At 49.4% G+C, this 25,829-nt stretch carries 26 protein-coding genes and 2 pseudogenes; 14 read left to right on the top strand and 14 right to left on the bottom strand.

What is annotated here, in order from left to right:
• Positions 1-214 precede the first annotated feature (214 nt).
• From HLG76_RS08295 to HLG76_RS08280, 4 genes and pseudogenes are all read right to left on the bottom strand, one after another.
• Complete coding sequence (locus HLG76_RS08295) at positions 215-535, bottom strand: transposase (protein WP_303245985.1); 321 nt, start codon at positions 533-535, stop codon at positions 215-217.
• Between the two features lie 167 nt (positions 536-702).
• Entirely contained in the window at positions 703-1,002 is a 300-nt protein-coding gene (locus tag HLG76_RS08290) for a type II toxin-antitoxin system RelE/ParE family toxin (protein WP_175993453.1), read from the bottom strand.
• The gene (locus tag HLG76_RS08285) at positions 999-1,241 is read right to left on the bottom strand and encodes a type II toxin-antitoxin system ParD family antitoxin (protein ID WP_077647087.1); all 243 of its coding nucleotides are present in this window, start codon (positions 1,239-1,241) and stop codon (positions 999-1,001) included. The genes HLG76_RS08290 and HLG76_RS08285 overlap by 4 nt, the downstream gene beginning before the upstream one ends.
• Before the next feature lie 84 nt (positions 1,242-1,325).
• Positions 1,326-1,643: pseudogene (locus tag HLG76_RS08280) on the bottom strand (transposase); the annotation flags it as partial.
• On the opposite strand from HLG76_RS08280, the gene HLG76_RS08275 reads away from it, so the two are divergent.
• The 8 genes from HLG76_RS08275 (at position 1,644) to HLG76_RS08240 (ending at position 6,142) form a co-directional block, all read left to right on the top strand.
• The gene (locus HLG76_RS08275) at positions 1,644-2,177 is read left to right on the top strand and encodes a hypothetical protein (protein ID WP_175993452.1); all 534 of its coding nucleotides are present in this window, start codon (positions 1,644-1,646) and stop codon (positions 2,175-2,177) included.
• Positions 2,178-2,281: 104 nt separating this feature from the next.
• Positions 2,282-2,677 (top strand): GFA family protein, encoded by a 396-nt coding sequence (locus HLG76_RS08270; protein ID WP_175993456.1) that lies wholly within the window; start codon positions 2,282-2,284, stop codon positions 2,675-2,677.
• A 678-nt stretch (positions 2,678-3,355) separates the two neighbouring features.
• A complete protein-coding gene (locus tag HLG76_RS08265; RefSeq protein WP_021024588.1) occupies positions 3,356-3,838 on the top strand; it encodes a DUF1456 family protein in 483 nt (160 codons plus the stop codon).
• Between the two features lie 187 nt (positions 3,839-4,025).
• A complete protein-coding gene (locus HLG76_RS08260) occupies positions 4,026-4,412 on the top strand; it encodes a hypothetical protein (protein WP_175993451.1) in 387 nt (128 codons plus the stop codon).
• Positions 4,413-4,487: 75 nt separating this feature from the next.
• On the top strand, positions 4,488-4,985 hold the full coding sequence (locus tag HLG76_RS08255) for an ASCH domain-containing protein (RefSeq protein WP_175993450.1): 498 nt from the start codon (positions 4,488-4,490) through the stop codon (positions 4,983-4,985).
• A gap of 159 nt (positions 4,986-5,144) precedes the next feature.
• The gene (locus HLG76_RS08250) at positions 5,145-5,405 is read left to right on the top strand and encodes a type II toxin-antitoxin system Phd/YefM family antitoxin (protein WP_046073446.1); all 261 of its coding nucleotides are present in this window, start codon (positions 5,145-5,147) and stop codon (positions 5,403-5,405) included.
• Positions 5,392-5,661, top strand: a complete 270-nt coding sequence (locus HLG76_RS08245; protein ID WP_217706524.1) for a Txe/YoeB family addiction module toxin — start codon at positions 5,392-5,394, stop codon at positions 5,659-5,661. The genes HLG76_RS08250 and HLG76_RS08245 overlap by 14 nt, the downstream gene beginning before the upstream one ends.
• A gap of 193 nt (positions 5,662-5,854) precedes the next feature.
• Complete coding sequence (locus tag HLG76_RS08240) at positions 5,855-6,142, top strand: YkgJ family cysteine cluster protein (protein WP_021024594.1); 288 nt, start codon at positions 5,855-5,857, stop codon at positions 6,140-6,142.
• A 53-nt stretch (positions 6,143-6,195) separates the two neighbouring features.
• Here HLG76_RS08240 and yciA read toward each other — a convergent pair whose 3' ends face one another.
• Both yciA and HLG76_RS08230 read right to left on the bottom strand, forming a co-directional pair.
• Positions 6,196-6,594 (bottom strand): acyl-CoA thioester hydrolase YciA, encoded by a 399-nt coding sequence (gene yciA / locus HLG76_RS08235; RefSeq protein ID WP_021024595.1) that lies wholly within the window; start codon positions 6,592-6,594, stop codon positions 6,196-6,198.
• Between the two features lie 114 nt (positions 6,595-6,708).
• Positions 6,709-8,052: a sodium-dependent transporter gene (locus HLG76_RS08230; RefSeq protein WP_021024596.1), complete on the bottom strand. Its 1,344-nt coding sequence runs from the start codon at positions 8,050-8,052 to the stop codon at positions 6,709-6,711.
• A 517-nt stretch (positions 8,053-8,569) separates the two neighbouring features.
• On the opposite strand from HLG76_RS08230, the gene cls reads away from it, so the two are divergent.
• Entirely contained in the window at positions 8,570-10,030 is a 1,461-nt protein-coding gene (gene cls, locus HLG76_RS08225) for a cardiolipin synthase (protein ID WP_077461026.1), read from the top strand.
• Between the two features lie 74 nt (positions 10,031-10,104).
• Here cls and trpA read toward each other — a convergent pair whose 3' ends face one another.
• The 7 genes and pseudogenes from trpA to aroF form a co-directional block, all read right to left on the bottom strand.
• On the bottom strand, positions 10,105-10,929 hold the full coding sequence (gene trpA / locus HLG76_RS08220; RefSeq protein WP_077661195.1) for a tryptophan synthase subunit alpha: 825 nt from the start codon (positions 10,927-10,929) through the stop codon (positions 10,105-10,107).
• A pseudogene (gene trpB, locus HLG76_RS08215) lies at positions 10,929-12,118 on the bottom strand (tryptophan synthase subunit beta). Before trpB ends, trpA begins: the two are co-directional and overlap by 1 nt.
• A gap of 75 nt (positions 12,119-12,193) precedes the next feature.
• Positions 12,194-13,582 carry a bifunctional indole-3-glycerol-phosphate synthase TrpC/phosphoribosylanthranilate isomerase TrpF gene (gene trpCF / locus HLG76_RS08210; protein WP_077773916.1) on the bottom strand — a complete coding sequence of 463 codons (1,389 nt, stop codon included), beginning with the start codon at positions 13,580-13,582 and terminating at the stop codon, positions 12,194-12,196.
• The gene (trpD, locus tag HLG76_RS08205; protein WP_077677597.1) at positions 13,579-14,583 is read right to left on the bottom strand and encodes an anthranilate phosphoribosyltransferase; all 1,005 of its coding nucleotides are present in this window, start codon (positions 14,581-14,583) and stop codon (positions 13,579-13,581) included. The genes trpCF and trpD overlap by 4 nt, the downstream gene beginning before the upstream one ends.
• A 117-nt stretch (positions 14,584-14,700) precedes the next feature.
• Entirely contained in the window at positions 14,701-15,324 is a 624-nt protein-coding gene (locus HLG76_RS08200) for an aminodeoxychorismate/anthranilate synthase component II (protein WP_175993449.1), read from the bottom strand.
• Entirely contained in the window at positions 15,321-16,925 is a 1,605-nt protein-coding gene (locus tag HLG76_RS08195; protein ID WP_175993448.1) for an anthranilate synthase component 1, read from the bottom strand. The genes HLG76_RS08200 and HLG76_RS08195 overlap by 4 nt, the downstream gene beginning before the upstream one ends.
• Positions 16,922-17,935 (bottom strand): 3-deoxy-7-phosphoheptulonate synthase, encoded by a 1,014-nt coding sequence (aroF, locus tag HLG76_RS08190; RefSeq protein ID WP_077461176.1) that lies wholly within the window; start codon positions 17,933-17,935, stop codon positions 16,922-16,924. Before aroF ends, HLG76_RS08195 begins: the two co-directional genes overlap by 4 nt.
• A 569-nt stretch (positions 17,936-18,504) precedes the next feature.
• Here aroF and HLG76_RS08185 point away from each other — a divergent pair.
• A complete protein-coding gene (locus HLG76_RS08185; RefSeq protein ID WP_021024310.1) occupies positions 18,505-19,407 on the top strand; it encodes a PHP domain-containing protein in 903 nt (300 codons plus the stop codon).
• A 90-nt stretch (positions 19,408-19,497) separates the two neighbouring features.
• The gene (locus HLG76_RS08180; RefSeq protein ID WP_077577260.1) at positions 19,498-20,118 is read left to right on the top strand and encodes an L-threonylcarbamoyladenylate synthase; all 621 of its coding nucleotides are present in this window, start codon (positions 19,498-19,500) and stop codon (positions 20,116-20,118) included.
• A gap of 168 nt (positions 20,119-20,286) precedes the next feature.
• Here the strand turns inward: HLG76_RS08180 and HLG76_RS08175 are convergent, their stop codons facing one another.
• Entirely contained in the window at positions 20,287-21,369 is a 1,083-nt protein-coding gene (locus HLG76_RS08175) for a glycerol dehydrogenase (RefSeq protein WP_077461037.1), read from the bottom strand.
• Between the two features lie 346 nt (positions 21,370-21,715).
• Between HLG76_RS08175 and dhaK the strand changes: the two genes are divergently transcribed.
• From dhaK to ptsP, 3 genes are read left to right on the top strand one after another with little or no spacing between them, the layout of a single operon-like run.
• Positions 21,716-22,774: a dihydroxyacetone kinase subunit DhaK gene (gene dhaK / locus HLG76_RS08170; protein ID WP_021024313.1), complete on the top strand. Its 1,059-nt coding sequence runs from the start codon at positions 21,716-21,718 to the stop codon at positions 22,772-22,774.
• A gap of 13 nt (positions 22,775-22,787) precedes the next feature.
• Positions 22,788-23,423: a dihydroxyacetone kinase subunit DhaL gene (gene dhaL / locus HLG76_RS08165; protein WP_025673984.1), complete on the top strand. Its 636-nt coding sequence runs from the start codon at positions 22,788-22,790 to the stop codon at positions 23,421-23,423.
• A gap of 1 nt (position 23,424) precedes the next feature.
• Positions 23,425-25,827, top strand: coding sequence for a phosphoenolpyruvate--protein phosphotransferase (gene ptsP, locus HLG76_RS08160; protein WP_175993447.1), 2,403 nt, complete (start codon positions 23,425-23,427; stop codon positions 25,825-25,827).
• The last annotated feature ends 2 nt before the right edge of the window (positions 25,828-25,829 follow it).

Raw genomic sequence — 25,829 nt, 5'->3', positions numbered from 1 at the left:
CTGGTGCATCATGCGACAATCCTTCATTGTGAAGGTGAAAGTTACCGGCGCAAAATGGCGATGAGCAACGGTAGTTAAAAATCGGTATCAACCGGCCAGGATAATTGTCGGAAAACCGGCCAAGATAATTGACGCTACATACGATGTGGTTTTTGTCGGTTTGCTCTCCTGTGTTTAAGTGAACGCCATTCTCCTTATTCTGTTCGCCTTTCGGCTACCTCGGTCGTGTCACGCCCACGCAGACCATGAGCCGCTCCCCGCATGTAGGACAACATCGTGTCGTATGCTGCTCAGGGGCCGTCTCAACGGGCAAGGTCTGGTGTGCCACGTGAAGCAATATACGTTGAATATGGTATCGCTTGTGTTTGGCGCTGCCATGCAATAAGCCATAGTCACGCACGCGTTGTAGCCCTTTGGGTAAGACATGCTGAAGTATTAACATCAGGAACTGATTGGTAGGCAACGAGCGGGTCGCCGATTGATTTATCTGGCTGTCGGTGTACCGGAAGGTCACCATAAAATACGTGGTTGGCAACAACTTGGTGGTTTGCCTTTCTAGCCATTGTACTGTGTTGGTTTGCCTTGAAGCGTTAAGTTGTCGAGGTGCTGTTGATAAAGAGCATCGAAGTGCCGTTGTTGTAGAGGGGTCATGGTGTTTCTCCTGTCTACTGCTGATTGGCAGAGTAGGAAGAAACATAGGCGTTATACGCCAAAGATTGGGTTCACATCCATACTCTTATGCAAGATTCTGATGATCTGGATGTTTTGGCTACCAATTTGTTGATAAAAAACAACATGGCTTCCTTGTGGAAATTTTCGGTAGCCATCTCTGATTTCATCACAAGTTTTACCAATATCAGGATTTTCAGCGAGTAGCCAAAATGATTCATCGAATTGTTTGAGGTAAATATTACGTTGCTCGCGGCCCCACCTGCGGGAGGTAAACAAGGCAATGTCTTTTAAATCAGACTTTGCCTTGTTGGTTAGTTGAAATGGTTTCATTTTCCCTCTTCGCTATCTAGTTCACTGATAAACGAATCGAGGTCATAATCAGCCATACCACTTTCTTCACCTTCAACGAGTAGTTGTCGTAAAGTGTTTATTTTCGTTTCTTGTGTTTCGAGTAAACGTAGAGCGGAACGAATTACTTCACTTGCTGAGCCATAGCGTCCACTTTGGATTTGGTTACTGATGAAGCTATCAAAGTGTTCGCCGAGAGTGATGCTAGTATTTTTAGCCATTGCAATCTCCTGATACCAAATAGTACCTAATTATGGTATTAATTTGAGGTAATCGCAAGTGGCGCACAACAAACCAGTATGTCGTCAATCACTAAATTTTAGCGAGATTTTTATGTCTGTGAGCATCGAATTTAAGATCACGACCATCTTGCGCACACAGGCAATAATGGCGACTTTTTTCGGCTTTTTAGCGGCGACTAATCGGGTATACGTGGCTTTAGAAACAGGATTACATTGCATCGCAGACATCATCGCTATATACAACACGGTACGAACTTGAGCACGTCCACCTTGGATCACTCATTTGCTTTTATACCGTCCACTTTCTTTTGTCACGGGTGCAACACCAATGAGTGACGCCGCTTGTTTGTTAGTTATGTGTATTTCTAGCTTGGAGGTTAGATGGAATCGGTTAAGGTAGCATTAAACCCGCTGGATTGGTCTGGTGTTTCAGCAATTACATCAATCCTGATGCTTCTCATCAATTTTTTCTTACTCGTGTCGGTAATTTTTGCTTACCGCACCATCAAAGAGGAAGTAAAAAATAGGGACAGTACCCTGTTGCTTTGGGCAATGGATGAAATGTCAAAGATCAAGTCAGACCTATCATTGCTTCATAATGCAGGCGACTATTCAAACGGAGAGCTAGGGAGTGAAGACCATGAGGTCGCTTGGTGTAAAGAAACCGTTGATGCAGCGTATCGTGTCAGTATTGTGATGCAACGATTGTCCTATATGGCTATGTCAGGGCTTATTAGTCGAGAGCATTTTTCAAAAATGTGGGGTCCTGCTTTTATAAAGGCCTGGGATTCGTTAGAGCCGTATATCCATCACAAGCGCTTCCTAAATGGTGAACCTTTGACGCTCGCAGAGGGCGCCTACAGCCGGAATGATTTCGAAAAATATGCCCTGTACTGTAGGGATCTAAACACATAACACGGCCAAGCACGGCGGCGCCCTTTGACCTTTAAATTGCGCCTTTGGCTCCATTCCAAGGGTGCGCATGCTGCAAGCGTTAGAAAACTAGGAAGTTACGGATGATCAAGGAAGTTGGAAGCACAGTAATTCAAGAGTTTCACAAAGCTCAATGTCATTGTGGTTCAGTCGAGTTTGAGTTGCACTTGCCACAGGGCATCGAAAAGCCTAGGCGTTGTGATTGCTCGATATGCCGTCGTAAAGGAGCAATAGTAGCCTCAGTAAAATTGGATGGCATTCGTATTTTGAAAGGTAAAGAGCGTTTAAAACTTTATCAATTCAATACGAATACAGCAAAGCATTACTTCTGCTCAAACTGCGGTATTTATACACATCACCAAAGGCGTTCAGATCCAAGTGAGTATGGTTTTAATGTGGGTTGCTTAAACGGGGTAAATCCATTTGATTTAGGTGATGTTGTAACAAATGATGGGGTTAATCATCCAGCGGACAAACGATAACGACTTATGAAGGATATAGACATGCGTGATCATTACGATTTTTCTGAGTCCGTTAAGAATCCATACGCCAAGAAGCTCAAGAAGCAGGTTACGATCCGGCTGGTGTCGGAAAGGCAAAAGATCCGACCAAAAAGTGGGTAGATAGGCTGTCACGCCCACGCAGACCATGATCCGCTCCCCGCATGGAGGATAATCGTGTCGAATGCTGCTCAGAGGTCGCCTCAATGGGCCAGATCTGAACAACTATCCTGACATCGGGAGATTCAGTGCTGTCCATATTGTGGTGAGAAGTTAGAACGAGAACTTACCCAGCAAAAGCAACCTTACTATTACCATTTCGACGCCTGCTAATTAGGCTGTTGATCTATGTTTTTTTAGTACGTCGTCAATCACTCATTTTTGGCGAGGTTTTTATCTCACATTACGCCGTCTCTGAGCATTGAACGTACGATCACCGCCATATTACCAACGGTGCAGGTTTATTCTTTTAATGCGATTTATTACGCAGTTTGGATCGCCTGCTATCGAAGAAGGACGATGAGGCTCAGTCAAGCCTGAAGTGATGACTTTGCCTTAAATGAACACAATTGATAGGGAATAGAGAGTAAACCTGATATGATCCATGTCTTCCAGTTTTCACGTTGATAGCACTGGATTTACCTAAGACTAGGAACTATTTTGACCAATAATGACATTTTACGCCGTGTACGCTATACATTTGATTTAAAAGATAATGTAACGACTGAGATCTTCGCTTTAGCCGATTATACAGTGACCAATGATCAAGTCAGTCGCTGGCTGAAAAAAGAAGACGATGAATATTTTGTTAAACTTAGCGATACAGAACTAGCGATATTTCTGAATGGCTTTATCAATCTTAAACGTGGTAAACGAGACGGTGAGCAGCCTAAGCCAGAGCAAAGGCTAAGTAATAATATCGTTTTTCAAAAATTACGCATTGCTTTGAACTTAAAAGCAGACGATATTTTAGATATTCTGCAGCTTGCCGATTTTCGCTTAAGTAAGCATGAGCTCAGTGCCTTTTTCCGTAAACCGGATAATAAACACTATAAAGAGTGCAAAGACCAAGTGCTGCGAAACTTCTTATCAGGCCTCCAGCGTCAGTTACGTCCAAGTAGTGACCAATTCGATGTGGAATAAGCGATAACACTGTCAAATAGCTTCCTCATCTGCGTGCCTAGCAGCATGAGGATGACTATTTACCAGAAACACGTATAAAAGGAATGTTTGTGTGAAAAGTAACTGTGTTCTCTTTTTTACATTCACAGCAATGCTGCCATGTTTTAGTACTGTGGCTGCAGAGCTCCCCATTAAAAAGCAGAACCTAATGGGGCAGTGGACATGCTCGTTTACCATGCAAGGTGATAAAGTCTACAAAGAGCAATGGACATTAAAAGATAACAACGCGTTCTCACTACAAGGACGTGTTGAATATTTTCTTGGCGAAAAGAATGCGCATTTTTTATATGATGCGACAGGTGAATGGGAGTTAATCAACGAGACAATTAAGTTGGTTTACAATCCGTTTGAGTTTCAGAGCAAAGACAGCTTCAGTCAAGATTATATCTCCGATATTGAAACCGTATACATTACACCGGCATGGAATGGCACACGACGATTTCAGTACGACGTTGAAGCATTGTCAGCATCACGTATGCAAATCGGCGATGACTACGATAGCTGGCAATGTAAAAGAAACAAACGTGTGAATTAAACGGCTAAAACTACTGTGTTGATAACTCGCGCAACGTGCCAAACCGCGAATTAGGTAGAAAGATCAAGGATGCTAATGAATACAGAACAACAGGAATACTTAAACGCCTACCTTGCCACTTTAAGTGACGAAGAACGTCAGGCCGTGCCTGAAACCATTGTCGAGTACTTTTGCGCGGATGAATACAACGCCAATGAATGCGCTCGTTTGATTGACCAAGGCATTAAACGCGCATCGTGCAGCTTAAAAGCCTGCTATGAGATAGAAAACGAACCCTACCCACAAGTGGGCCGTTTAACTGTGGTGCTTAACTGGGCGCAGCAGCCGGTTTGTATTATTAAAGTAACTGAAGTGAGCGAGTGCCCGTTTGATCAAGTGACTGCTGAATTTGCCGCAGCGGAAGGTGAAGGCGACAAGAGCTATGCGTGGTGGCGGCAGGCACATCTTGCATTTTTTGAGCAGGAAGGGCGAACTCTCGGCGTGCCGTTTACAACCCAATCACCTTTGGTGTTAGAGCGCTTTGAGAAAGTCTATCCGCTTGATAACCATGAAACTGAGCAGGTAAGCGCATGATAAAACAAGTCGGTCAAACATCCATCCAACCCGAACACTTGGCCCGCTGTCACTGCGGGGCGGTTGTGTTAAGCGAATAACCACTAAACATGTTCTTTAAGTTGTACATGTCTGGTTTGTTGCTCTATACTTCGATGTTGTACGAATAGGAGTGATCCGATGAAAATTATTTCGTTTACTGAAGCGAGAAATGGCCTCAAAACGGTATTAGATGGAGTGGTTGATGACGCTGATACCACTATCATCACCCGACGTGATGCGGAAGACGCGGTGGTGATGTCGCTTGACTACTACAACAGCCTTATGGAAACCGTTCATTTGTTGCGCTCACCCGCCAATGCTGAGCACCTAAATCGGTCTATTACTCAGTACAAGATGGGAAAAGCGATGGAGCACGCATTAGTCGATGACGATGAGTAGTCGCTTACTTTGCTGGACGGATGATGCGTGGCGTGACTACGTTTACTGGCAACGTCAGGATAGAAAAACACTCAAGCGAATCAACAAGCTTATCCTCGATGTAAAACGAACGCCATTCGAGGGAATAGGTAAGCCCGAAGCACTAAAAGAAAACCTGACCGGCTTTTGGTCGCGGCGTATTGATGATACCAATCGGCTGGTTTACGCCGTGGATGATACGTCTATTACGATCCTATCTTGCCGGTATCACTATTAGCCACCAAGCGCATGATGTAGGCCGCGCGTTTGCCGTGGGAATCGAATGCGTTGTGATCCCAAGTGTAGCAATTCAGTGAGTCAAACACATAAACTCCCTTCTATCTTAAACTCCCTTCTATCTTAGGGCCTTGGTTCGTCAACACGGTCAATTTAGCGTAGGATGCCAGTAATCCAGTCACATGTAGCTGTTTATGACTATTGAAGTAACAAACGTGCCAACCTCCGATGTTACCTGCGCGACGTGTAAAGCGTGTTGCTGTCGCTTAGAGGTGATGCTGATTACCGATACCGGTGTACCGAGAGAGCATATTGAAATCGATGCTTGGGGCGGAGAGGTAATGAAACGGCTTGACGATGGTTGGTGCTCGGCGGTTGATCGAGACACGTTTATGTGCACGATTTATGAAAATCGGCCTTGGATTTGTCGAGAGTTTGAAATGGGCTCAGATGAATGCATCGATGAGCGTAAAAACATGTAACCACGATTCACCGTGAAAAAAGAGGGCCTGTTGAACAAAAAGGCCCTCTTTTTTTATTTTTTGATCGCGCGAGGGCGGCCGTTCTCATCAATGGCAACATAGTTAAATGTTGCATGACTGACCTTATTACGATCACCAATTTCATCATGGCTGACGGGCTTAACCCATACCTCGAGTTCAATGGTTATCGACGTATTGCCGATACGTTGGCAGGTACCGTAGCAGCAGACCACATCGCCGACGCTCACCGGTGATTTAAAGGTAATGTCATTGACTGAGACAGTCACAACGCGACCGCCTGAGATTTCTTTCGCCAAAATGGCGCCGGCCAGATCGAGCTGAGACATAATCCAGCCACCAAAAATATCACCATTGGCGTTAGTGTCCGCAGGCATCGCTAATGTACGAAGCAGCAGTTGGCCGCGTGGGCAGTTGTTTTTATTGTCAGACATGGCTCTCTTCACATCTTATTGAAAAGGGGCAATGCGCCCCTTTTTTACAGTACAAGATAAGAATTGTGACCGCTAACACAGCATTCGGGCAAGTTTTTATTGGTCCGATAAGCGTTAAACCCAATCCCAGCCGAAGACCAACAGCATTAAAATGGGGCAAATAACACGCACATATCCGGGCCAAATTTTCCAGAACCAGGTGTCGCCCAGTTCAGGACTGCCTTGCACCAACTCTTTTAATATTTCGTTGCGGTGCCATAGCCAACCGGCGACAAGCGCAAACAGTAGACCGAGAATTGGCTGTGCGTATTCGGTGGTCACGGTGACGACCAAGCCAAACAGCTCGCCAAAGTTGTAGACGATGATGGCCGAGGCGGCGGTGATCAGGCCTCCTATCCACCAGACCGCTTTTTCTCGTGATTGTTTCAGCTCTTCGGTCGCACAGGCGACAGGCACTTCAAGCATGGAAATCGCCGAGGTGAGTGCCGCAATCACCATGAGCAGGAAGAAGGCAAAACCGATGAATAAGCCAGCCGAGCCCATGGTGTCAAACATGGCCGGTAATACGCTAAATACCAGGGTGTCGCTGCTCAGCAATTCGCCCGCTTCACTGTATATCGCCACCCCATTGTGCTGTGCCACAAACATGGCGGGCATGATCAGTAGCCCCGCGGTAAAGGCAATGCCCGTATCGAGTAGCGCAACTTGCGCGGCCGTTTTAGGAATGCTGGCAGATTTGGATAAGTAAGAGCCGTAGACCATCATCACGCAGACACCGAGCGATAACGAGAAGAAGGCTTGCCCCATGGCACTCACAACCAGGCTAGGTGACAGGTGTGACATATCGGGGATCAGGTACATTTTTAAACCGTCGATCGCACCCGGTTGGAACAAAATGTACACCACCATGACCACGAACAACAAAAACAGGACGGGCATAAGGCGGGATGACCAACGTTCAATACCGTTAGCAATGCCATTGCGCACAACCAGGATGGTCGGCACCATAAAACACAGCATCAATACCAGATTTCGGGTATCGCTAAATGATTCTAACCAGGTTGCTGTTTCGGTAAAGCCCAATGCGGTGAGTAAAGGCGAGACCATAAACCCGACCAGCCAGCCAGCGACAATGGCATAGAAGCTCAGAATACCCGTCGCTCCCAGCATACCGACTAAGCCGAGCAGGCGGCCCAACCACTTGTGTCCGCCGGCAACCGACGACAAAGAGCGAACAGGGTTGGCATTACCGTAACGACCAATAGTGAGTTCTGCTATTAAAAGAGGGTACGCTAGGATAAAAACCATTAGCAGATAAATGAATAGAAAAACGGCGCCGCCGTTAGAGGCGGTTTGGGTAGGGAATCCCCAAATGTTGCCTAGCCCAATGGCTGAGCCTGCTGCCGCCAAAATAAACCCAATGCGGGATGAAAATTGTGCGCGTTGTGTGTTTGCCATACCTACTCGTTATCGTTTGCGATAATTAATTGATTTTTTTAACGACACCTCAGGATGTCGTCGTTGATGAAACTGTCAAAGGTGTAAACTTTTTATTACGAACTTGGATGAGTGATTCCCAGCTCAAAGACTCGTAAGTAAAACAGTTTATGCGTAGAATTTGAAGATCTTGCCGTATGTAATGCCTAAAATAAGCATAATTTCCCCATATTCTTCCTGCTCGTGATGACTTCTTCGACAGTGATAAGCGCGATTCGCTACCTATAGTGAGTATCACAGTGACTTTCTCTGCTGCAATCACTGATTTAACAATCTAGTAACATTGCGGTGAGTTGTCACAATAATATGACTGACTGCGCTAAGATAAGCGCCAATGATGTGCGTTAACTCACTGTCGAGTCTGATTGTGTCGTAACCTAAAGACAAGACGTTGCTTGCACCCGCTCATAACCTAGGCAGAATGGAAGAGCTAGCGGGTTAACCCTTTATTAATGACTATCAAGGTGTGCACTTGGGCATGGAAAAAGTCTACGAAATCCTTACCGTACTGTTGTTGTTACTGTACTGGTTAACAATTGCGGGTGTAACGATACGCGTGGTATTCAAGCGACGCGCACTGGGCGTGTCGATTGCTTGGCTGATGATTATCTATATTCTGCCGATTGTGGGGGTGATTGCGTACCTGCTTTTTGGAGAATTGAACTTGGGGAAAACCCGAGCCGTGCGGGCGAAAGCGATGTTTGAGCCTTATCGTCAGTGGCTGTTAAGTTTACAAGCGTGTCCCGCGCACCGTCCCCATCATATTAATGAGCAATCCCACCATGTGAACCGGCTCTGTCATGCTCGAATTGGTGTCCCTGAGCTCACGGGCAATCAATTGGCGTTGAAAACGGAACCGGCAGAGATCCTTAAATCTGTGGCACTCGACATTCGTCAGGCGCAAAAAAGTGTGGATATGGTGTTTTATATCTGGCACCCGGGCGGGCACGCTGATGAGGTGGCGCAGGCGGCGTGCGATAAAGCAAAACAGGGCATTCCAGTGCGGATCATGTTGGATTCTGCAGGGAGCAAAGCTTTTTTCCGTAGTAAATGGCCTCATGCGATGCGCGAGGCCGGGGTTGAGCTGATAGAAGCACTGGCGGTGAACCCGTTCAGGATGTTCTTTCGTCGCCTCGATATTCGCCAGCATCGTAAAGTGGTTATTATCGATAACCAACTGGCTTATACCGGCTCGATGAATATGGTCGATCCACGATTTTTCAAGCAAAATGCGGGTGTTGGTCAGTGGGTCGATGTGATGGTTCGCGTGTCGGGGCCGACGGTATCGGTGCTTAGCAGCGTATTTGCCTGGGACTGGGAAGTTGAAACCGGCATTCGTGACCTGCCCAGTGCGCCCGAATGCTTGATGATAGAAGATCATCAACATGCCAATCATGCCGTACAAGCGATTCCGTCGGGGCCTGGATTGCCTGAGGGAATGATCCAACAAGTGCTCACCTTGGCCATTCACCAAGCGGAAACCAGTATTACGATTACCACGCCTTATTTAGTCCCCAGTGAAGGCCTGATGGTCAGCCTGCAAACCGCGGCGCAACGCGGTGTGAAAGTGACGATCATTGTGCCGGAAAAAAATGATTCGCTGATGGTGGAGTGGGCGAGTCGCTCATTTTTTGAGGACTTGATGTCAGCGGGGATAAACATCTATCGCTTCAGCGGTGGCTTATTGCATACCAAGTCAGTGCTTGTCGATGAGCAGTACTGCTTAGTGGGAACGGTAAATCTTGATATGCGCAGCCTATGGTTAAACTTTGAATTGACTTTGACTGTCGATGACCCTGAATTTTGTGCTGCTATTAACCAATTACATCAGGATTATCTGGCTCAGTCTTCGCGCGTGAACCCTGAGAGCTGGCAACAAAGGCCGGTTTACCTCAAACCTATCGAGCAGTTTTTTTATATGTTTAGTCCGCTGTTGTAAAAAAAGCCCACCATGGCACGACTTGCCTGGTGGGCTTTTTGCTATCGGTACTGATGACGACAAGCGACTGAAAGCTACGAGGCGTGTGCTGTTGCCGCTTTCATGGCTCGGACAAACTCAGTAAGCGCGTTGAGCATAGTCGGCACGTCGTGCTGATGGGTTTCAATAATTTTCACCACCGCTGAGCCTGATATTGCACCGGCGGCTCCGGCCACAATGGCTGCCTTGACTTGCTCAGGGGTTGAAATACCAAACCCAAGTAGCGGGCGCGGTGCTTGATGATGAAGTAGGGTACCTAGCAAGTGCTCGACCGGTGTGCCGGCTTTGGCTTCCGCACCAGTTACCCCGGCGCGCGATACCAAATAGGTATAGCCACGACCCAGCTCGGCCACTTTGGCGAGGGTTTTATCGTCCGCATTGGGTGGGGCGATAAAAATCGGATCGATACCGTGCGCTAGGGCGTGATCACGAAAGGGGGCGGATTCAGAAATCGGGGCATCGGCGATAAGCACCGAGTCGACGCCAACCTCAGCGCAGCGGGTGTAAAATGTTTCGATACCCCGAGCATAGACTAAGTTGGCGTACATTAATAACCCAATGGGAATCGTGGGGTGCTTGGCACGAATGGTCGCTAACATGTCAAAACAGGTATCGGGTGTAGTGCCGGCTGCCCGCGCTCGGATGGTGGCGTCTTGAATGGTCGGCCCATCAGCGAGCGGATCGGAAAATGGCATGCCGAGCTCTAGGGCATCCGCGCCACCTTCAATCAAGGCATCGACCACGGCGAGCGATTGCTCAGGATTCGGATCCCCCAAGGTCACAAAGGGAACAAAGGCGCCTTGCTGTTTGGCATCCAAGTTTGCAAACATTGATGAGTATCGCGTTGATGGTGCCACCATTACAGCTCTCCTTTGCCTTCTAAAATCTCATAAACCGAAAAAATATCTTTGTCGCCTCGGCCCGATAAATTAACCACCAATATCTGCTCTTTATTGGGGTCGGCGGCGATCATTTTTTGCGCGTGTGCCAGGGCGTGGGCGGTTTCTAATGCGGGAATGATCCCCTCATTACGCGCCAGTGATTTAAAGGCTTCCAGCGCCTCGTCATCCGTGGCCGCCGGGTATTCAGCACGACCAATGGCGTTGAGGTGGGCATGTTGAGGTCCCACGGACGGGAAATCTAACCCGGCAGACACGGAATACGACTCTTCTACTTGGCCATATTCATCTTGCATTAATGGCGATTTCATCCCAAAGAAAATCCCGGGCTTGCCGTGTTTTAAGGGGGCGCCGTGCTGATCGGTATCGAGTCCTTTACCGGCCGGTTCCACGCCAATTAAGCGCACGTCTTTGTCTTCAATAAAATCAGCAAACATGCCAATGGCGTTTGAGCCGCCGCCGACACAGGCGATCACCGCATCGGGCAAGCGGCCTTCTGCGCGCAGGATTTGTTCGCGGGTTTCTTCACCAATAATGCGTTGAAACTCGCGCACAATGGTCGGGAAAGGATGAGGGCCGGCCGCGGTGCCGAGCAAGTAGTGCGCGGTATCATAGTTGGCAGACCAGTCGCGCATCGCCTCGTTACAGGCATCTTTGAGGGTCGAAGAGCCCGCGTGCACGGGGATCACCGTTGCGCCCATCAGCTTCATGCGAAACACATTGGGGCTTTGACGTTCAACATCCTTGGCGCCCATATAAATGCGGCATTTTAGCCCCAACAGCGCACATGCGAGTGCGGTCGCCACGCCGTGTTGTCCGGCGCCGTTTCGGCAATAATTTCTGATTTGCCCATGCGCTGAGCGAGCATCGCCTGGCCAAGCACTTGGTTGGTTTTGTGCGCGCCACCGTGGAGTAAATCTTCACGTTTGAGATAGAGTTTAGTCTTGGTGCCCTTGGTAAGATTACGGCATAACGTCAGTGCGGTGGGGCGTCCCGCGTATTCTTGCAATAGACGAATATAGTCGTCTTTAAAGGTGGGATCTTCTTGCGCATCAATAAACGCTTGCTCGAGTTGATCGAGCGCAGGCACCAAAATTTGTGGCACGTACTGGCCGCCAAATTCACCAAAATAAGGGTTAAGCTTGCTCATAATAATCCTTTTACGTCTTTAATTTGGTGCCGAGGTGCGTCGTTCACCCCGGCGTAATCACTCATCTCTGGACAATTAATAACGGCGTAGGGCACGAAACGCCGCGTTAAGCTTGTGGGCGTCTTTCACACCGGGCGCATGTTCGACGCCGGAGTTAAAATCGAGCCCTAAGCAGCCTTGTGCAGCGGCCTTTGCGGCATTGTCGGGCGTCAAACCACCCGCGATCATCACTTTGTCTTTGGCCGCTTTTGGGATCAGGTGCCAATCAAAGGTTTTGCCGGTGCCGCCAGATTGCTGACCGACTCGGCTGTCGATGAGGTGGCGGTCTGCGTCGATGCCGTCTAACGCTGGGGCGACATCAGACACACCGTGCGCTTTCCACATTTCACAGTGGGTCGGAAGCCTTTCGCGCAGTGCTTGTAAGTACGCAGCATCTTCATCGCCATGTAATTGCACCGCGTGTAGGTTGAGCTGATGGGCATGCGCTGCGACTGTCTCTATTGCGTGGTTTTGGAACACGCCCACATAGCGAAGCGGCGCGCCTTGCTGTACACGTTCGGCCACGGCTGGGGTTACCGCGCGCGGCGAGTGTTCAACAAAAATGAGCCCGCCATAAACCGCGCCCGCGTCATAGGCGGCGAGGGCATCATCGGCTGAGGTTAACCCGCACACTTTGTTATCGCCCAAGATCACTTTACGTAGCGCAAGCGTGAGATCGGGTTCTGCCATTAAGGCACTGCCAATCAAAAAGCCGTCGGCGTAATCGGCGAGGTCGCGCACATGGCGGTGGCTATGAATGCCACTTTCTGAAATCACGATCGCTTTTTCCCCCACTTGCGGTGCTAAGCGTTTGGTGCGATCGCGATCAATACTTAAATCGCGCAAATTACGGTTGTTAATGCCAATCACCACCGCCCCTAAGGCATTGGCCCGCGCCAGCTCGTCTTCGGTACTCACTTCGGTGAGTACCCCCAGCTTTAAAGACTCGGCTAAATCGGCTAGCTCACGGTATTCAGCGTCGTCGAGCACTGACAGCATCAACAAGATCGCATCAGCTTGATAATGGCGCGCGAGGTAAACCTGATACGGGTCGATAATAAAGTCTTTACACAACACCGGCGCATCAACTTGGTCACGCACGATGGGGAGAAAATCAAAACTGCCCTGAAAGTAGTCTTCATCGGTGAGTACCGAAATCGCCGTGGCGAATGGCTTGTATGCTTGCGCAATGGCTGCTGGATCAAAATCGTCTCGAATCACCCCTTTCGAGGGCGAGGCTTTTTTGCACTCCAAGATAAACTGCGAGCCCGGTGCGGCTAACGCAGCACGAAAATCACGATCGCTCGGCGTCAGTTGGTCGACAAAGCTTTCTAACGGCTGGGCTTTTTTGCGGGCGGCGATCCAGCGTTTTTTGTCGTCGACAATACGGCCTAAGATAGTGTCGTTGAGGGCTGACGTGGTCATACTGCGCTCCTTTGTGCTAACGCTTGCATGATGGTGTAAGGCTTGCCCGACGCCATCACGTCCAAGGCCTGTTGGGTATTTGCTTTCAAATCTTCTTGTCCGAATAAGCGTAGCAATAGGGCGACATTGACCGCTACCGCCGCTTGCTGGGCATCTGTGCCTTTACCTTGCAAAATCGCGCGGATCATCTCGCGGTTTTGCTCGGGCGTGCCCCCGGCAATGCTGTCCAGCGGGTATTGGGATACACCAAAGTCGCTGGGGGTTAGGGTGTAATGCTCAATCTGTGTTGGCGTGATTTCTGCCACCGTCGTAGGGCCATGGATCGCCACTTCATCCAGGCCGTCACCGTGAACCACGGCCGCGCGCGTCATGTTGAGGTTTTGCATGGTTTGCGCAATTGGCGCCACCAGTGCTTGGTCGTACACGCCCATCAGCTCAATACTGGGCTTGGCTGGATTGATTAACGGCCCAAGCAGGTTAAAGATGGTGCGTGTTTTCATGGCTTGGCGCACGGGCATCGCATGGCGCACACCGGTATGGTATTGCGGGGCGAATAAAAAGCACACGCCAAGTGTATCCAGTGCCGCACGCGCTTGCTCGGCAGGCATGGCCAAATCAATCCCAAACGCGGCGAGTAGATCCGACGAGCCGGATTTGCTTGAGACCCCGCGATTGCCGTGCTTGGCGACTTTCACGCCACAGGCAGCGGCCACAAATGCGGCGGTGGTAGAAATATTAATGGTGTTCGCGCCATCGCCACCCGTGCCGACGATATCGGCAAACGGATAGCTGGGACGTGGAAAAGGCTCGGCGTTATCGGTGAGTGCCTTCGCGGCGCCGGCGATTTCTTCGGGGGTTTCCCCTTTAATCTTCAATGCGGTTAACGCGGCGGCTAATTGAGCAGGCTCGAGCTCGCCTTGAATAATGGCGCTAAATAGTTGTTCACTGCGCGTTTGGCTGAGCGACTGCTGTTGGTAGAGCGCTTCTAGTAGGTGATCCACGGTTGCTTGATCCATCACTGCATTTAACCTCGATGTGTCTGTCCTGACGTCCGTACTTATTGGTGCTGTACGTGTTGTATCTCTATTCGTTTCTTTATTTATTGGTTTGTTTAGCTATTAATCACGATTGCCTTGATAAAATTCACTCGCCCAATCGATGGTGTGGGTGAGTAGCGCGGCCCCTTGCGCGGTTAAAATCGATTCGGGGTGGAATTGATAACCGACTACATAGTCGGTGTTGTTAACCACGGCCATCACTTTCTGATCTTTGCCATCAAAGGTTGTGGCGATGACATCCAAGTTGGCAGGGACATCAGTGGCAACCAGTGAGTGGTAACGGGCGACGGTTAATGGTGAGGCAAGTGGACCAAATACCGCATGTTGCTGGTGGTGCATGGCTGAGGCTTTGCCGTGCATAATGGTACCGGCGCCTGCCACTATGCCGCCGTAGGCTTCAACGATGGCTTGCTGGCCCAAACAAATCCCCAACATCGGCACGTGGCCGCGTAAGGCCTCAATCAATGCGGGCATGCAGCCGGCATCGGCGGGTGCACCCGGACCGGGCGAGAGCACCAGTAGCGGCTGGGGCAGGGCACGAATGTGGCTGACAATGGCATCAGCATCTAAATGGTGCCGGAACACCGTGACCGGGTAACCCAATGCGCGAAATTGATCCACTAAGTTATAGGTAAAGGAGTCCATGTTATCGAGCAAGACAATGTCCATTTTTGGGGTGCTCATGGTTGGCCTCCTTGGTGAGCAGCTTGAATCGCATGGATCACGGCTTGCGCCTTGCCGCGGGTTTCGTCCGCTTCCGCTTGTGGGTCAGAATCAAACACCACGCCTGCGCCGGCTTGTACGGTAGCAAGGCCGTTTTCAACGTAGGCGGAGCGGATCACGATGCAGGTGTCCATGTCGCCTGAACCGGTAAAATATCCCACCGCACCGCCATAGCTACCGCGGCGGCAATGCTCGGTATCACGGATCAGTTGCATCGCTCTAAGTTTCGGTGCACCGGTGAGCGTGCCCATGTTCATACAGGCTTGGTAGGCATGCAGCGCGTCAAGATCGGGTTTAAGTTGACCCACCACCCGAGAGACTAAGTGCATGACGTGGCTGTAGCGGTCCACTTTGAGCAAATCGGCCACGTGGCGGCTGCCGGGCGTGCTAATGCGTGCAACATCGTTACGGGCCAAATCGACCAGCATCATGTGCTCAGCATTTTCTTTTTCATCATTACGCAGCTCAAGTTCAATTCGGCTATCTAAGTCGTGATCAATGCTGCCTTGGGCCGTTTTTCCGCGTCGACGAGTACCGGCAATAGGGTAAATTTCGACTTGATTGGTCGTTTGGGTATATTTGAGTGCGCTCTCTGGTGAGGCACCAAATAAGCTGAATTCGCTATCGCGCAGATAAAACATATATGGGCTAGGATTGCCGTGTTTCAGCGCGCGATAGGCATTGAGCGGCGACGGGCACGCGAGTGTAAAACGGCGCGAGGGCACCACTTGAAACACATCTCCGGCGATCACGTGTTTTTTTAGCGCTTCAACTTGCTGACAAAAGTTTGAATCGGAGATTGAAACCGCGACCGAGTGTTCAGTCATCACGGGCGCGTCGGGAAGTGGCGCAGGCGATAAGCAGGCTTCTTTGATGCGTTGCAAGCGGCGCGATAAATCCACGTAGTGGGCACTTGCATTATCGCCACCAAACAAGGTGCCTTGTAAGCGTGCTTGTCGGTGTTGGTGATCAATCACCAGTAAGCTCTCGGCGACATAAAAGAGATAATCCGGACAGCTCTCGGTGCCGTCTACGCTGGACAGTGTTTCGGTACTGGCGACTAAGTCATAGGCAAATAAGCCGCCGATAAACAGCGCATCGTCAGGCTGGTTCTCCAACGCGACGCTTTGTTTAACGACGCGCAGCGCATCAAACACCGACGCTTGGCGCAGGCGGGCGTCTTCATCCAATAGGGCACCATTGTCGTTAGGATGGCGGAATGTCAGTGTCAGTGCCGGCTGATTGTTACGCTCAGTGCTTTCTGCCTCACAAGGTAACGCTTGCAGCGCCGCACTTTGCCTGATGCTGTCGAGCAAATGGGCGCCATTATGGGTCAGCGCTTGCAAGGTTACGGTTTGCGCCCGGCATTCAATCCGTACCGCGGCGTCAACGAGCATCAGGCTTTTCACGTTGCGCTTTGAGTCAATTTCAGCTGACTCCAGCAACATGCTAAAGGGTTTATCTTGGCACACGGCGGCATACAGCTCGGTCGGATCGGCCACATAAGGCACCGACAGTTGGAGCGTATCGAGCTCGCCGTATTGGAGGTGATGGGTGTTCACAGCTTTCTCCCTGCCGCTTGAACAAAGGGGGTTAATTCTTGCATTAGCTGCGCGAACATATCGCCGGTCAATGCTTGGTGACCGTCTGACAACGCCTCGCTTGGATTCAGATGGCTTTCCACAATAATGCCATCTGCGCCGACGGCTGCAGCCGCGCGTGATAGCGGCGTGACGAGCTCTCGCACACCCGTTCCATGGCTTGGGTCGACCAGTACTGGCAGGTGGCTGCGTTGTTTCATAAAGGCCACCGCGTTTAAATCCAAGGTGTTTCTTGTGGCGGTTTCGTAAGTGCGAATGCCGCGCTCACACAAAATCACATTAGGGTTGCCCGCATCGACAATATATTCCGCTGCCAGCAAACATTCTTCGATAGTGGCGGAAAGGCCGCGTTTTAACAAGACCGGTTTGCCAGTTTCTCCCACTGCTTTGAGTAAGCCATAGTTTTGCATATTACGTGCGCCAATTTGCAAGCAATCAATGTATTCACACACGGCATCGACTTGGCTGATTTCCATCACTTCTGACACGGTTGGCATGCCGGTGAGCTCACTGGCTTTTTTTAGCAGCTTAAGCCCTTCTATTCCCATGCCTTGAAAATCATAAGGGCTGGTGCGCGGCTTAAAGGCACCGCCACGTAACACGCGAGCGCCGTGGGTTTTAACTCGCTCTGCCACGGAAAGCAATTGAGGTTCCGACTCCACCGAGCAAGGGCCTGCCATGACCACAAAGTCTTGTCCACCGACAGGCACATTGCCGATATTTACTACGCTATCGTGCGGCTGCACATCACGGCTGACGCGTTTGTACTTGGTTAAAATCGGTTTCACTTCTTCAACCAGCGGGTTGGCCTCAAAGTGGCATTGTTGCAAAACGCGTTCATCGCCCAACGCGCCGAGTACAATGCGCTCAACCCCTGGCATGTAAAGCGGTTTTAATCCGCACTGCTCGATTTGGTTGAGTAGCCCTTTGGCGTCCTGCTCAGTGGCTTGGGGTTTAAGTACAATAATCATCAAATATCCTTTTAAACTATGGTTGTGGATTACCGTGGCTGAATGCTTAGTGGCCAAATGCTTAGTGGCTAAATGCGTAGTGGCACGATAACGCTTAATGGCAAAGCTCAGAGACAAAAACGCCCGCGTCAGTGGCGGGCGTTGTGAATAAGGTAGCTGTTGATACAGCCCGTCACACCGCCCGTAAGGAGCCGTGCCACCCAATAAGCGCAACAGAGGTCATAGATGTCGCTAGCGCGCTGACGGCCAGTACTGCAGTGGGTGCCGTGTAAATGCCCTTTGTACGAGGCGAGGTATTGAAATACATGCTGCGAGACTCCGTTGTGACTGTTACCCTTAGCGCCATCTTGCTCCCCGAGACCGAGAAACGGTGTGCGTTAACTTGTGTACTAGTAAACTGATATTTTGTCTCTGTGTCAACGGGGAAAACCAAAAGAATGCAGAAAAAGTGCGGAAAAAGCGCACCATAAAAAATAACAAATGAATCAATAGTGTTCGCGTACGTGCATTAACTTGCTTGCGTTAGCATCATCAGAGTGCGTGGACATATTAAGGAAACCCGATACACCATGATCATTGATTTACATAGTCACACGACGGCCTCAGATGGCCGTTTATCGCCCCAAGATTTAGTGCAGCGTGCGGTTGAGCGCCGTGTGGGGGTGTTGGCGATTACCGATCACGACACCACTGCCGGGCTGGTGGATGCGCAAGCAGAAATTGACCGCCAAGCGCTGCCTCTTACCTTGGTCAGCGGTATTGAGATTTCTACTCTGTGGCAAAACTTTGATATTCATATTGTGGGCTTAAATATCGATCCGCACCATCCGGCATTAATCGCGCTGATTGCCGAGCAAGCTGAGCGACGCCAACAACGGGCGGAGTTGATTGCTGCGCGGCTAGAGCGCTCGCATTATATAGGCGCGTTAGCGGGTGCACGTGAGCTGGCCGGTGATGCACCGCTAACTCGTGCGCATTTTGCCCGCTGGCTGGTAGAGCAGGGCCACGCGAAAACCATGCAGGCTTGTTTTAAGCGCTTTTTAACCCGAGGCAATACGGGGTATGCGCCGCCAAATTGGTGTTCGATTGCAGAGGCCGTTGAGGTGATTCACCAAGCCGGTGGACAGGCAGTACTCGCTCACCCGGGCCGATACAAACTCAAGGCTAAGTGGCTGAAGCGACTGCTCACGGCGTTTTCTGAGGCGAAAGGCGATGCCATCGAAGTTGCACTCCCTCAGCAGTCGCAACAAGAACGTCGTTTGCTCGCTGACTACGCGCGGGACTATGGCTTATTGGCCTCATTGGGCTCAGATTTTCATTACCCTTCACCATGGACAGAGCTAGGCCGAAATCTATGGCTGCCTAAAGACTGCCAGCCGCTTTGGTGGAATTGGGCATGGTTAGAGGCTGCCGAGCAGAAACAGCAATCAATAAATCAACTAGATAGCAACCAGTCAGACGCGTTACAATAGAAGGATAATAAGGATTATCCGGCGCGTCGGCCACTATCGCTGGGTTGCGGTGCGCATCCAAAACGTGGTCAAGCTACAGCAGGAGGAACCATGAGTCAGTTTTTTTATGTCCACCCAGAGAATCCGCAAGCGCGGCTGATCAAGCAAGCGGTGGAAATTGTGCGAAACGGTGGGGTGATTATTTATCCGACTGATTCGGGCTATGCGCTTGGCTGTCAGCTTGAGAATAAACAAGCGCTAGAGCGTATTTGCCGTATTCGTGATCTCGATAAAGATCATAATTTTACGTTGCTATGTCGCGATCTTTCTGAGCTTTCACTGTATGCACGGGTGGATAATGTTGCGTTTCGGCTAATCCGGAACAATACCCCAGGGTCGTATACCTTTATTTTTAAAGCGACCAAAGAAGTGCCAAAACGTTTGATGAATCCAAAACGTAAGACCATTGGCATTCGTGTTCCCGATAATCAAATCGCCCTAGATTTGCTCGAAGCTTTGGGTGAGCCATTAATGTCGACCTCGCTGATTCTGCCCGGTAATGATTTCACCGAATCCGATCCCGAAGCGATACGCGATCATTTAGAACACAGTGTGGATTTGATCATGCACGGAGGGGTGTTGGGTGAGCATCCAACGACGGTGGTCGATTTTAGCGACGGTGCGCCTGAAATTCGACGCCAGGGTCGTGGTGATTCGACGCCGTTTGATTAATCCTTTATTGCCAGTGAACCAACAAACATTGCACTGCGTAATTATCAGTGCAATGTTCTTGTTCTGATGTTGCGTCAGCCAGTGGTTGACCTTCCATTCCCGCCCAGCCACCTTGCTGGGCGTTTTTTTATGATTCGATATGTCTCAATTTATGCGGTAGGCGATACACTATTGACCCAGTTGATGCGCCGTTAAAATTGCGGAATAAACATTATCTGCCGTTACAGGAAATGGCATGTTATGGATAGTCTCTCCTTCAGCAGTTGATGCTTCTGCCACCGCACGCAACGTCGTATGATTCAGCGTTTTTACGCCCATATCAAAAAGATTGGTCGGTAGGCCAACGGAACGGCAGAAAGCGAGGACGGTATTTATCTCTTCCATTGCCGCGTTTTCGAGTACGAGTTGAACAAGTGTACCAAATGCCACCTTCTCGCCATGGTAAAGATGGTGGCACTCCTCAAGCTTGGTGAGACCGTTATGGATGGCATGTGCGCCAGCTAGGCCACTGCTCTCAAAACCGATACCGCTTAGGTAGGTGTTGGCTTCAATAATGTTTTCTACCGCCTTGGTACTCACACCATTTTCTACTGCGATTTTCGCTTTTAAGCCATCTTCAAGTAATGTTTCATAACACAGTTTTGCTAGCGCTTGCGCGGACCGGGTCGCAAGCCCACCGGCCATGGTTGCTTTACCTGACGTCATATTTGCACGAGCTTCAAAGTAAGTTGATAGCGCGTCACCCATCCCGGAAACCAGTAAGCGAACCGGTGCTTTAGCGATGATCGACGTATCCATGATCACCATGTCCGGATTTTTAGGAATCATCAAGTATTCAGAAAATTCACCTTCTGGGGTATATATAACGGCGAGAGCCGACGTTGGCGCATCTGTAGACGCGATGGTCGGCACAACAACAACGGGAATTTTGGTATAGAAAGCAACGGATTTTGCCGTATCTAATGTTTTCCCGCCGCCAATACCGACGATGACATCATGTTGCTGTGTCGCACAAATATCGGTGATGCGCTCAATCTCAGCACGCGAACACTCGCCATTAAAAATATTGGTTGCGAGTGATATCTCTTCATCAGCAAAACTCTGTTTTACCTCTGCACCCACCAAGTCGGTCACGAACGCATCAGCGATGGCTAATGGTTTCTCACCAAGACTTTTTACATAGTGTGCAATCGAGCTCAGTACTTGCTCACCTTGGACGTATTTACTGGGGCTAATAATTATTTTGTCCATAATTCAGACCTTTATTCTTTATTCTGTGTGTTTTCTGCAATGAAAAACCATTGTAGGGAAGGCGCTATATTAGGACTGACAGCTCAAACGAGAAAGGATATCGAGGATTTGAATTGAGCTTTTATGACCGCAGTGTCAAATCCGTCGCGAAAGAAAAAACGACAAACCCTGCTTTATGGCATTGATCACTATTCAGACTGTTTGCGTCATTCATGTTCCATATTGAAACGAAATAAAAAGATAAATTGTTCCACTATGGAACAAAATTATTTTTGTTGAGCCCCTGTTTTCTCTGCTTAAGATGAGTTCATACCCTACGTGAAAATAAATGGAATGAGATAGAACGATGAAAAAACTAATCAATCAAGTCGATGATGTTGTCTTGCAACAAATGGAAGGCCTCGCGTTGTCCCGTCCTGAGTTAAAGGCCAATTACGAACCTCGTTATATGTGGCATGAGGAAACACCAGGACAAGTCGCGTTAGTGTCTGGTGGCGGTTGTGGTCATGAGCCATTGCATGCGGGTTTTATTGGTAAGGGTATGTTGACCGGAGCGTGCCCGGGAGAAGTCTTTACATCGCCCACACCGGATCAAATGTATGAGTGTGGTAACCAAGTAAACACCGGTGAGGGCGTGCTTTTTATCATTAAAAACTACACGGGCGATGTGTTGAATTTTGAAACGGCCGTGGAGCTACTTCATACCGATGGTATCAGTGTTGGATCAGTCTTGGTGGATGATGATGTGGCCGTAAAAGATAGCCTTTACACCGCTGGCCGTCGTGGCGTGGCAGGTACTGTGTTAGTGGAGAAATTAGTCGGCGCTGCGGCAAGTAAAGGTTATACGTTGGCACAGTGTGAAGCGCTTGCTCGACGCGTCAATAACCAGTGCCGATCCTTTGGTGTCGCGCTTAATGCTTGTGTCGTGCCAGCCGCAGGTAAGCCGTCGTTTATCTTAGAAGATAATGAAGTGGAGTTTGGTGTTGGTATCCATGGTGAGCCTGGTATTAAACGCATGCAATACACAGACGTCGATACTTTGGTGGATGACATGTTTGCTGAACTCGCTGAAAACGCACCTTATCAGCGCACGTTACGGATTTGGAATCGTGAAGAAGGCGAATGGGATGAGGTCGTGTCTAGTATTGAGCCTTTTTCTGCCGATCATGACTACATCGTGATGGTCAATGGTATGGGAGGCACGCCAATTTCTGAGCTTTACGGCGTGTATCGCCGTCTAGCGCATAACTGCGAGCAAGCGGGATTCCGCATCGTACGAAATAGGGTAGGTAACTTCTGTACGTCGCTTGATATGGAAGGGGTGTCAATCACCTTACTCAAAGCGGATAAAGAGATGTTAGAACTTTTTGATGCACCCGTTGATACTGCCGCAATCAACTGGTAACAGGGGAAATAACATGCAAATTGAAAAAACACATATTATTCACTGGTTAGAGTTGTGTGCGACGACCTATCAAGACAACCAAGATTTTCTCACGGATCTTGATCGTGATATCGGCGATGCCGACCATGGTCTCAACATGAATCGTGGCTTTAAGAAAGTCGCGGAAAAACTGCCTCAAATTGTCGAGCAAAACATTGGTAGCATTCTAAAAAATACGGGAATGACATTATTGTCTAGTGTCGGAGGCGCGAGTGGCCCTTTATATGGCACGTTATTTATTCGCACAGCGGCGGCTGTCGGGACTCGAGAACAATTAACCTTTGAAGAGCTGATCGACGCGCTAAAAAGTGGGGTCGATGGTGTGGTTTCTCGTGGTAAAGCTGAATTAGGCGACAAAACCATGTGTGATGTTTGGCTACCGGTTTTGACGAGTATAAAGGCATCGTTAGATAAGGGCACAAGTGCTGATCACTTACATAATGAGATGGTTGAGCTCGCAGAAGCGAATGTATTAGCCACCATTGAAATGCAAGCGAAAAAAGGACGAGCGAGCTATTTAGGTGAGCGCAGTATCGGTCATCAAGATCCCGGTGCAACGTCCTCTTTATTAATGATTAAAGCACTAAAGCAAGCAATAGCAGGTAATTAAGATGGTGGGAATTGTTGTTGTCTCTCATAGTCGTCGCCTTGCTGAGGGGGTCGCTGAATTAGCGACCCAAATGACCCAAGGCAAAGCGAATATCGCCATTGCTGCAGGTGTTGATGATCCTGAAAACCCGATAGGTACCGATACCATTGCTGTCATGGAAGCGATAGAGCGGGTGAATGATGAAAAAGGCGTTATTGTCTTGATGGATCTCGGAAGCGCATTGCTAAGTGCAGAAATGGCGCTAGATCTCCTTGATGATCAAATAAAGGAAAGTGTGACGTTAATATCAGCGCCCATCGTCGAAGGGACGATGGCGGCATCGGTGGCAGCAGCGGCAGGGTTACCGTTGGCAACCGTGGTTGAGGAAGCGCAGAATGCCTTGGGTGTAAAACAAGCGCATCTAGGTGATCAGCCATCAACAAATGCGGAACCCGCGCAAACGGCGAAGCAGGATAAAGAAGCGCTGACATACGACTGGATCGTGCAAAATCCGCATGGATTACATGCTCGGCCAGCCGCCGCCATTGTTGGCGCACTGGCGTGCTTTGACTGTCAACTCTGGCTACAAAAGGGCGACCGACAGGTCAATGCAAAAAGTCTCAATAGTATTGCGAAGCTTGGTGTCCGTTGCAATGAGACCATAACCATACATGCCCTTGGTTCCCAAGCCGTGGATGCGATAGCCGCATTTAAAGCTCTCGCACATGATCACTTTGGCGAAAAACAGGCCGTTGATGATGGTGCTCTCGAACATCAAAGCGATGAAGTTGATGCATTACAGTATGAGGTGAATGCGCAAACCATTGAAGGTGCGATCACGGGGATTAGCGTGAATGAAGGTATTGTAACGGCGCCCGTTGTTCTTTTCACCAGTGATATGCCCTCCGTACCCGATCGTCCCTTTGGTCATGAAACCGATGAAATTACGCATGTTAAGCAAGCGATAGAGTGTGTTGTTCAACGTTTACAACGTCAAGCAAAGCAAGCGAAAGGAGACATATTTTCGGCGCATAGCATGATGTTAAGTGACCCTGAATTGTGGCAATCGGTCGAATCGCATATTCAGTCAGGCATGATTGCCGAGCAAGCTTGGCTAGAAACCCTTCACGCGCTGGCGGAAGAATATCATCATGCTGAGACGCTATACATGCGCGAACGTGAAGCTGATGTACATGATATTGCCCGCCAAGTGATGATTGAAATGACAGGTGCCAAGCCTCAGGCCATTGAGATTCAGGAGCCAAGTATTTTATTGGCCCATGACCTTATGCCCTCGGATGTGGCTGGATTCGATAAAGAAAAAGTGCTCGGTATTTGTTTAAGTGAAGGCGGTAAAACGTCCCATAGTGCGATACTTGCTCGCGCGATGGGGATCCCCGCGATGGTAAAAGCGCAAGGGTGTCTCGATGCCGTTCGGTCAGGTCAAATGGTGACTCTTGATGGCTTCAAAGGGCACTTATGGTTTGCGCCGTCAGATGAGATACAGCAGGCGCTAGACGCACAGAAAATTGAATGGCAAAACGCGCGAAAAAGTGCGCTAGCGAGCGCACAGCAAGTGGCGATGACTCGCGATGGTATCGCTATTCCCGTTTTAGCGAATATTGGTGGACCGAATGATTTGGAAAATGCGTTAACATCGGGGGCAGAAGGTGTTGGTCTATTTCGTACCGAGTTTCTATTCCAAGACAGTGAAGCCTTACCGACTGAAGATGAACAATACCAAGTTTATCGAGACATTGCCGCTGCGCTCGGCGATAAACCACTCACCATTCGTAGTCTCGATGTGGGAGGGGATAAACCTCTAGCGGCTTATCCTATGCCTGAGGAAGATAATCCTTTTTTAGGCTTGAGAGGGGTACGTTTGTGCCTCAAGCATGAAGCTTTATTTAACACGCAACTGCGCGCGATTTTAAAGGCGTTTCAGGTACAGCCGAATATTCAACTGATGATACCCATGGTCGCGCAGGTTGAAGAAGTAAAAAAAGTGAAAGCATTGTTGGCGCATCAAGCTCAGCAATTAGGGGTGGATGCAAGTAAGCTTCCTGTCGGTATTATGATAGAAGTACCCGCTGCTGTCCTAAATGCGGATGCGTTGGCGCAAGAAGTTGACTTTTTTTCTATTGGTACTAATGATCTGACGCAATATGTTATGGCGGCAGATCGCGGCAATACGGCAGTCGCAGAGCTTGTGAATTACTTTGAACCGTCGGTATTAAAAGCCATTGAATTGACGTGTGCTGCCGGTGAGCGTGCTGGTATTCCCGTGAGCATGTGTGGCGAAATGGCGGGTGATCCGAACGCAACACAGATGTTACTTGGTATTGGTCTTCGTAAGTTCAGCGCTAGCGCTAGCCTGCTGCCTGGACTCAAAGCTCAGATTCGCCAACTGTCTTTGCAGGCATAGCG

The sequence above is a fragment of the Salinivibrio sp. EAGSL genome, from assembly GCF_013366455.1.
GTDB classification, from domain to species: Bacteria; Pseudomonadota; Gammaproteobacteria; order Enterobacterales; family Vibrionaceae; genus Salinivibrio; species Salinivibrio costicola.
This window is presented reverse-complemented; position numbering and strand designations above follow the sequence as displayed.

Excerpts from the sequence above, each read along its gene's own strand:
- HLG76_RS08180 (WP_077577260.1), top strand. The coding sequence starts at position 19,498 with ATGAGTCAGTTTTTTTATGTCCACCCAGAGAATCCGCAAGCGCGGCTG.
- dhaK (WP_021024313.1), top strand. The coding sequence starts at position 21,716 with ATGAAAAAACTAATCAATCAAGTCGATGATGTTGTCTTGCAACAAATG.
- dhaL (WP_025673984.1), top strand. The coding sequence starts at position 22,788 with ATGCAAATTGAAAAAACACATATTATTCACTGGTTAGAGTTGTGTGCG.
- ptsP (WP_175993447.1), top strand. The coding sequence starts at position 23,425 with ATGGTGGGAATTGTTGTTGTCTCTCATAGTCGTCGCCTTGCTGAGGGG.
- HLG76_RS08285 (WP_077647087.1), bottom strand. The coding sequence starts at position 1,241 with ATGGCTAAAAATACTAGCATCACTCTCGGCGAACACTTTGATAGCTTC.
- HLG76_RS08175 (WP_077461037.1), bottom strand. The coding sequence starts at position 21,369 with ATGGACAAAATAATTATTAGCCCCAGTAAATACGTCCAAGGTGAGCAA.
- HLG76_RS08185 (WP_021024310.1), top strand. The coding sequence starts at position 18,505 with ATGATCATTGATTTACATAGTCACACGACGGCCTCAGATGGCCGTTTA.
- HLG76_RS08240 (WP_021024594.1), top strand. The coding sequence starts at position 5,855 with ATGACTATTGAAGTAACAAACGTGCCAACCTCCGATGTTACCTGCGCG.
- HLG76_RS08290 (WP_175993453.1), bottom strand. The coding sequence starts at position 1,002 with ATGAAACCATTTCAACTAACCAACAAGGCAAAGTCTGATTTAAAAGAC.
- HLG76_RS08255 (WP_175993450.1), top strand. The coding sequence starts at position 4,488 with ATGAATACAGAACAACAGGAATACTTAAACGCCTACCTTGCCACTTTA.
- cls (WP_077461026.1), top strand. The coding sequence starts at position 8,570 with ATGGAAAAAGTCTACGAAATCCTTACCGTACTGTTGTTGTTACTGTAC.
- yciA (WP_021024595.1), bottom strand. The coding sequence starts at position 6,594 with ATGTCTGACAATAAAAACAACTGCCCACGCGGCCAACTGCTGCTTCGT.
- HLG76_RS08275 (WP_175993452.1), top strand. The coding sequence starts at position 1,644 with ATGGAATCGGTTAAGGTAGCATTAAACCCGCTGGATTGGTCTGGTGTT.
- HLG76_RS08230 (WP_021024596.1), bottom strand. The coding sequence starts at position 8,052 with ATGGCAAACACACAACGCGCACAATTTTCATCCCGCATTGGGTTTATT.
- trpA (WP_077661195.1), bottom strand. The coding sequence starts at position 10,929 with ATGGTGGCACCATCAACGCGATACTCATCAATGTTTGCAAACTTGGAT.
- HLG76_RS08250 (WP_046073446.1), top strand. The coding sequence starts at position 5,145 with ATGAAAATTATTTCGTTTACTGAAGCGAGAAATGGCCTCAAAACGGTA.
- HLG76_RS08245 (WP_217706524.1), top strand. The coding sequence starts at position 5,392 with ATGACGATGAGTAGTCGCTTACTTTGCTGGACGGATGATGCGTGGCGT.
- HLG76_RS08260 (WP_175993451.1), top strand. The coding sequence starts at position 4,026 with ATGGGGCAGTGGACATGCTCGTTTACCATGCAAGGTGATAAAGTCTAC.
- aroF (WP_077461176.1), bottom strand. The coding sequence starts at position 17,935 with ATGATTATTGTACTTAAACCCCAAGCCACTGAGCAGGACGCCAAAGGG.
- HLG76_RS08200 (WP_175993449.1), bottom strand. The coding sequence starts at position 15,324 with ATGAGCACCCCAAAAATGGACATTGTCTTGCTCGATAACATGGACTCC.
- trpCF (WP_077773916.1), bottom strand. The coding sequence starts at position 13,582 with ATGACCACGTCAGCCCTCAACGACACTATCTTAGGCCGTATTGTCGAC.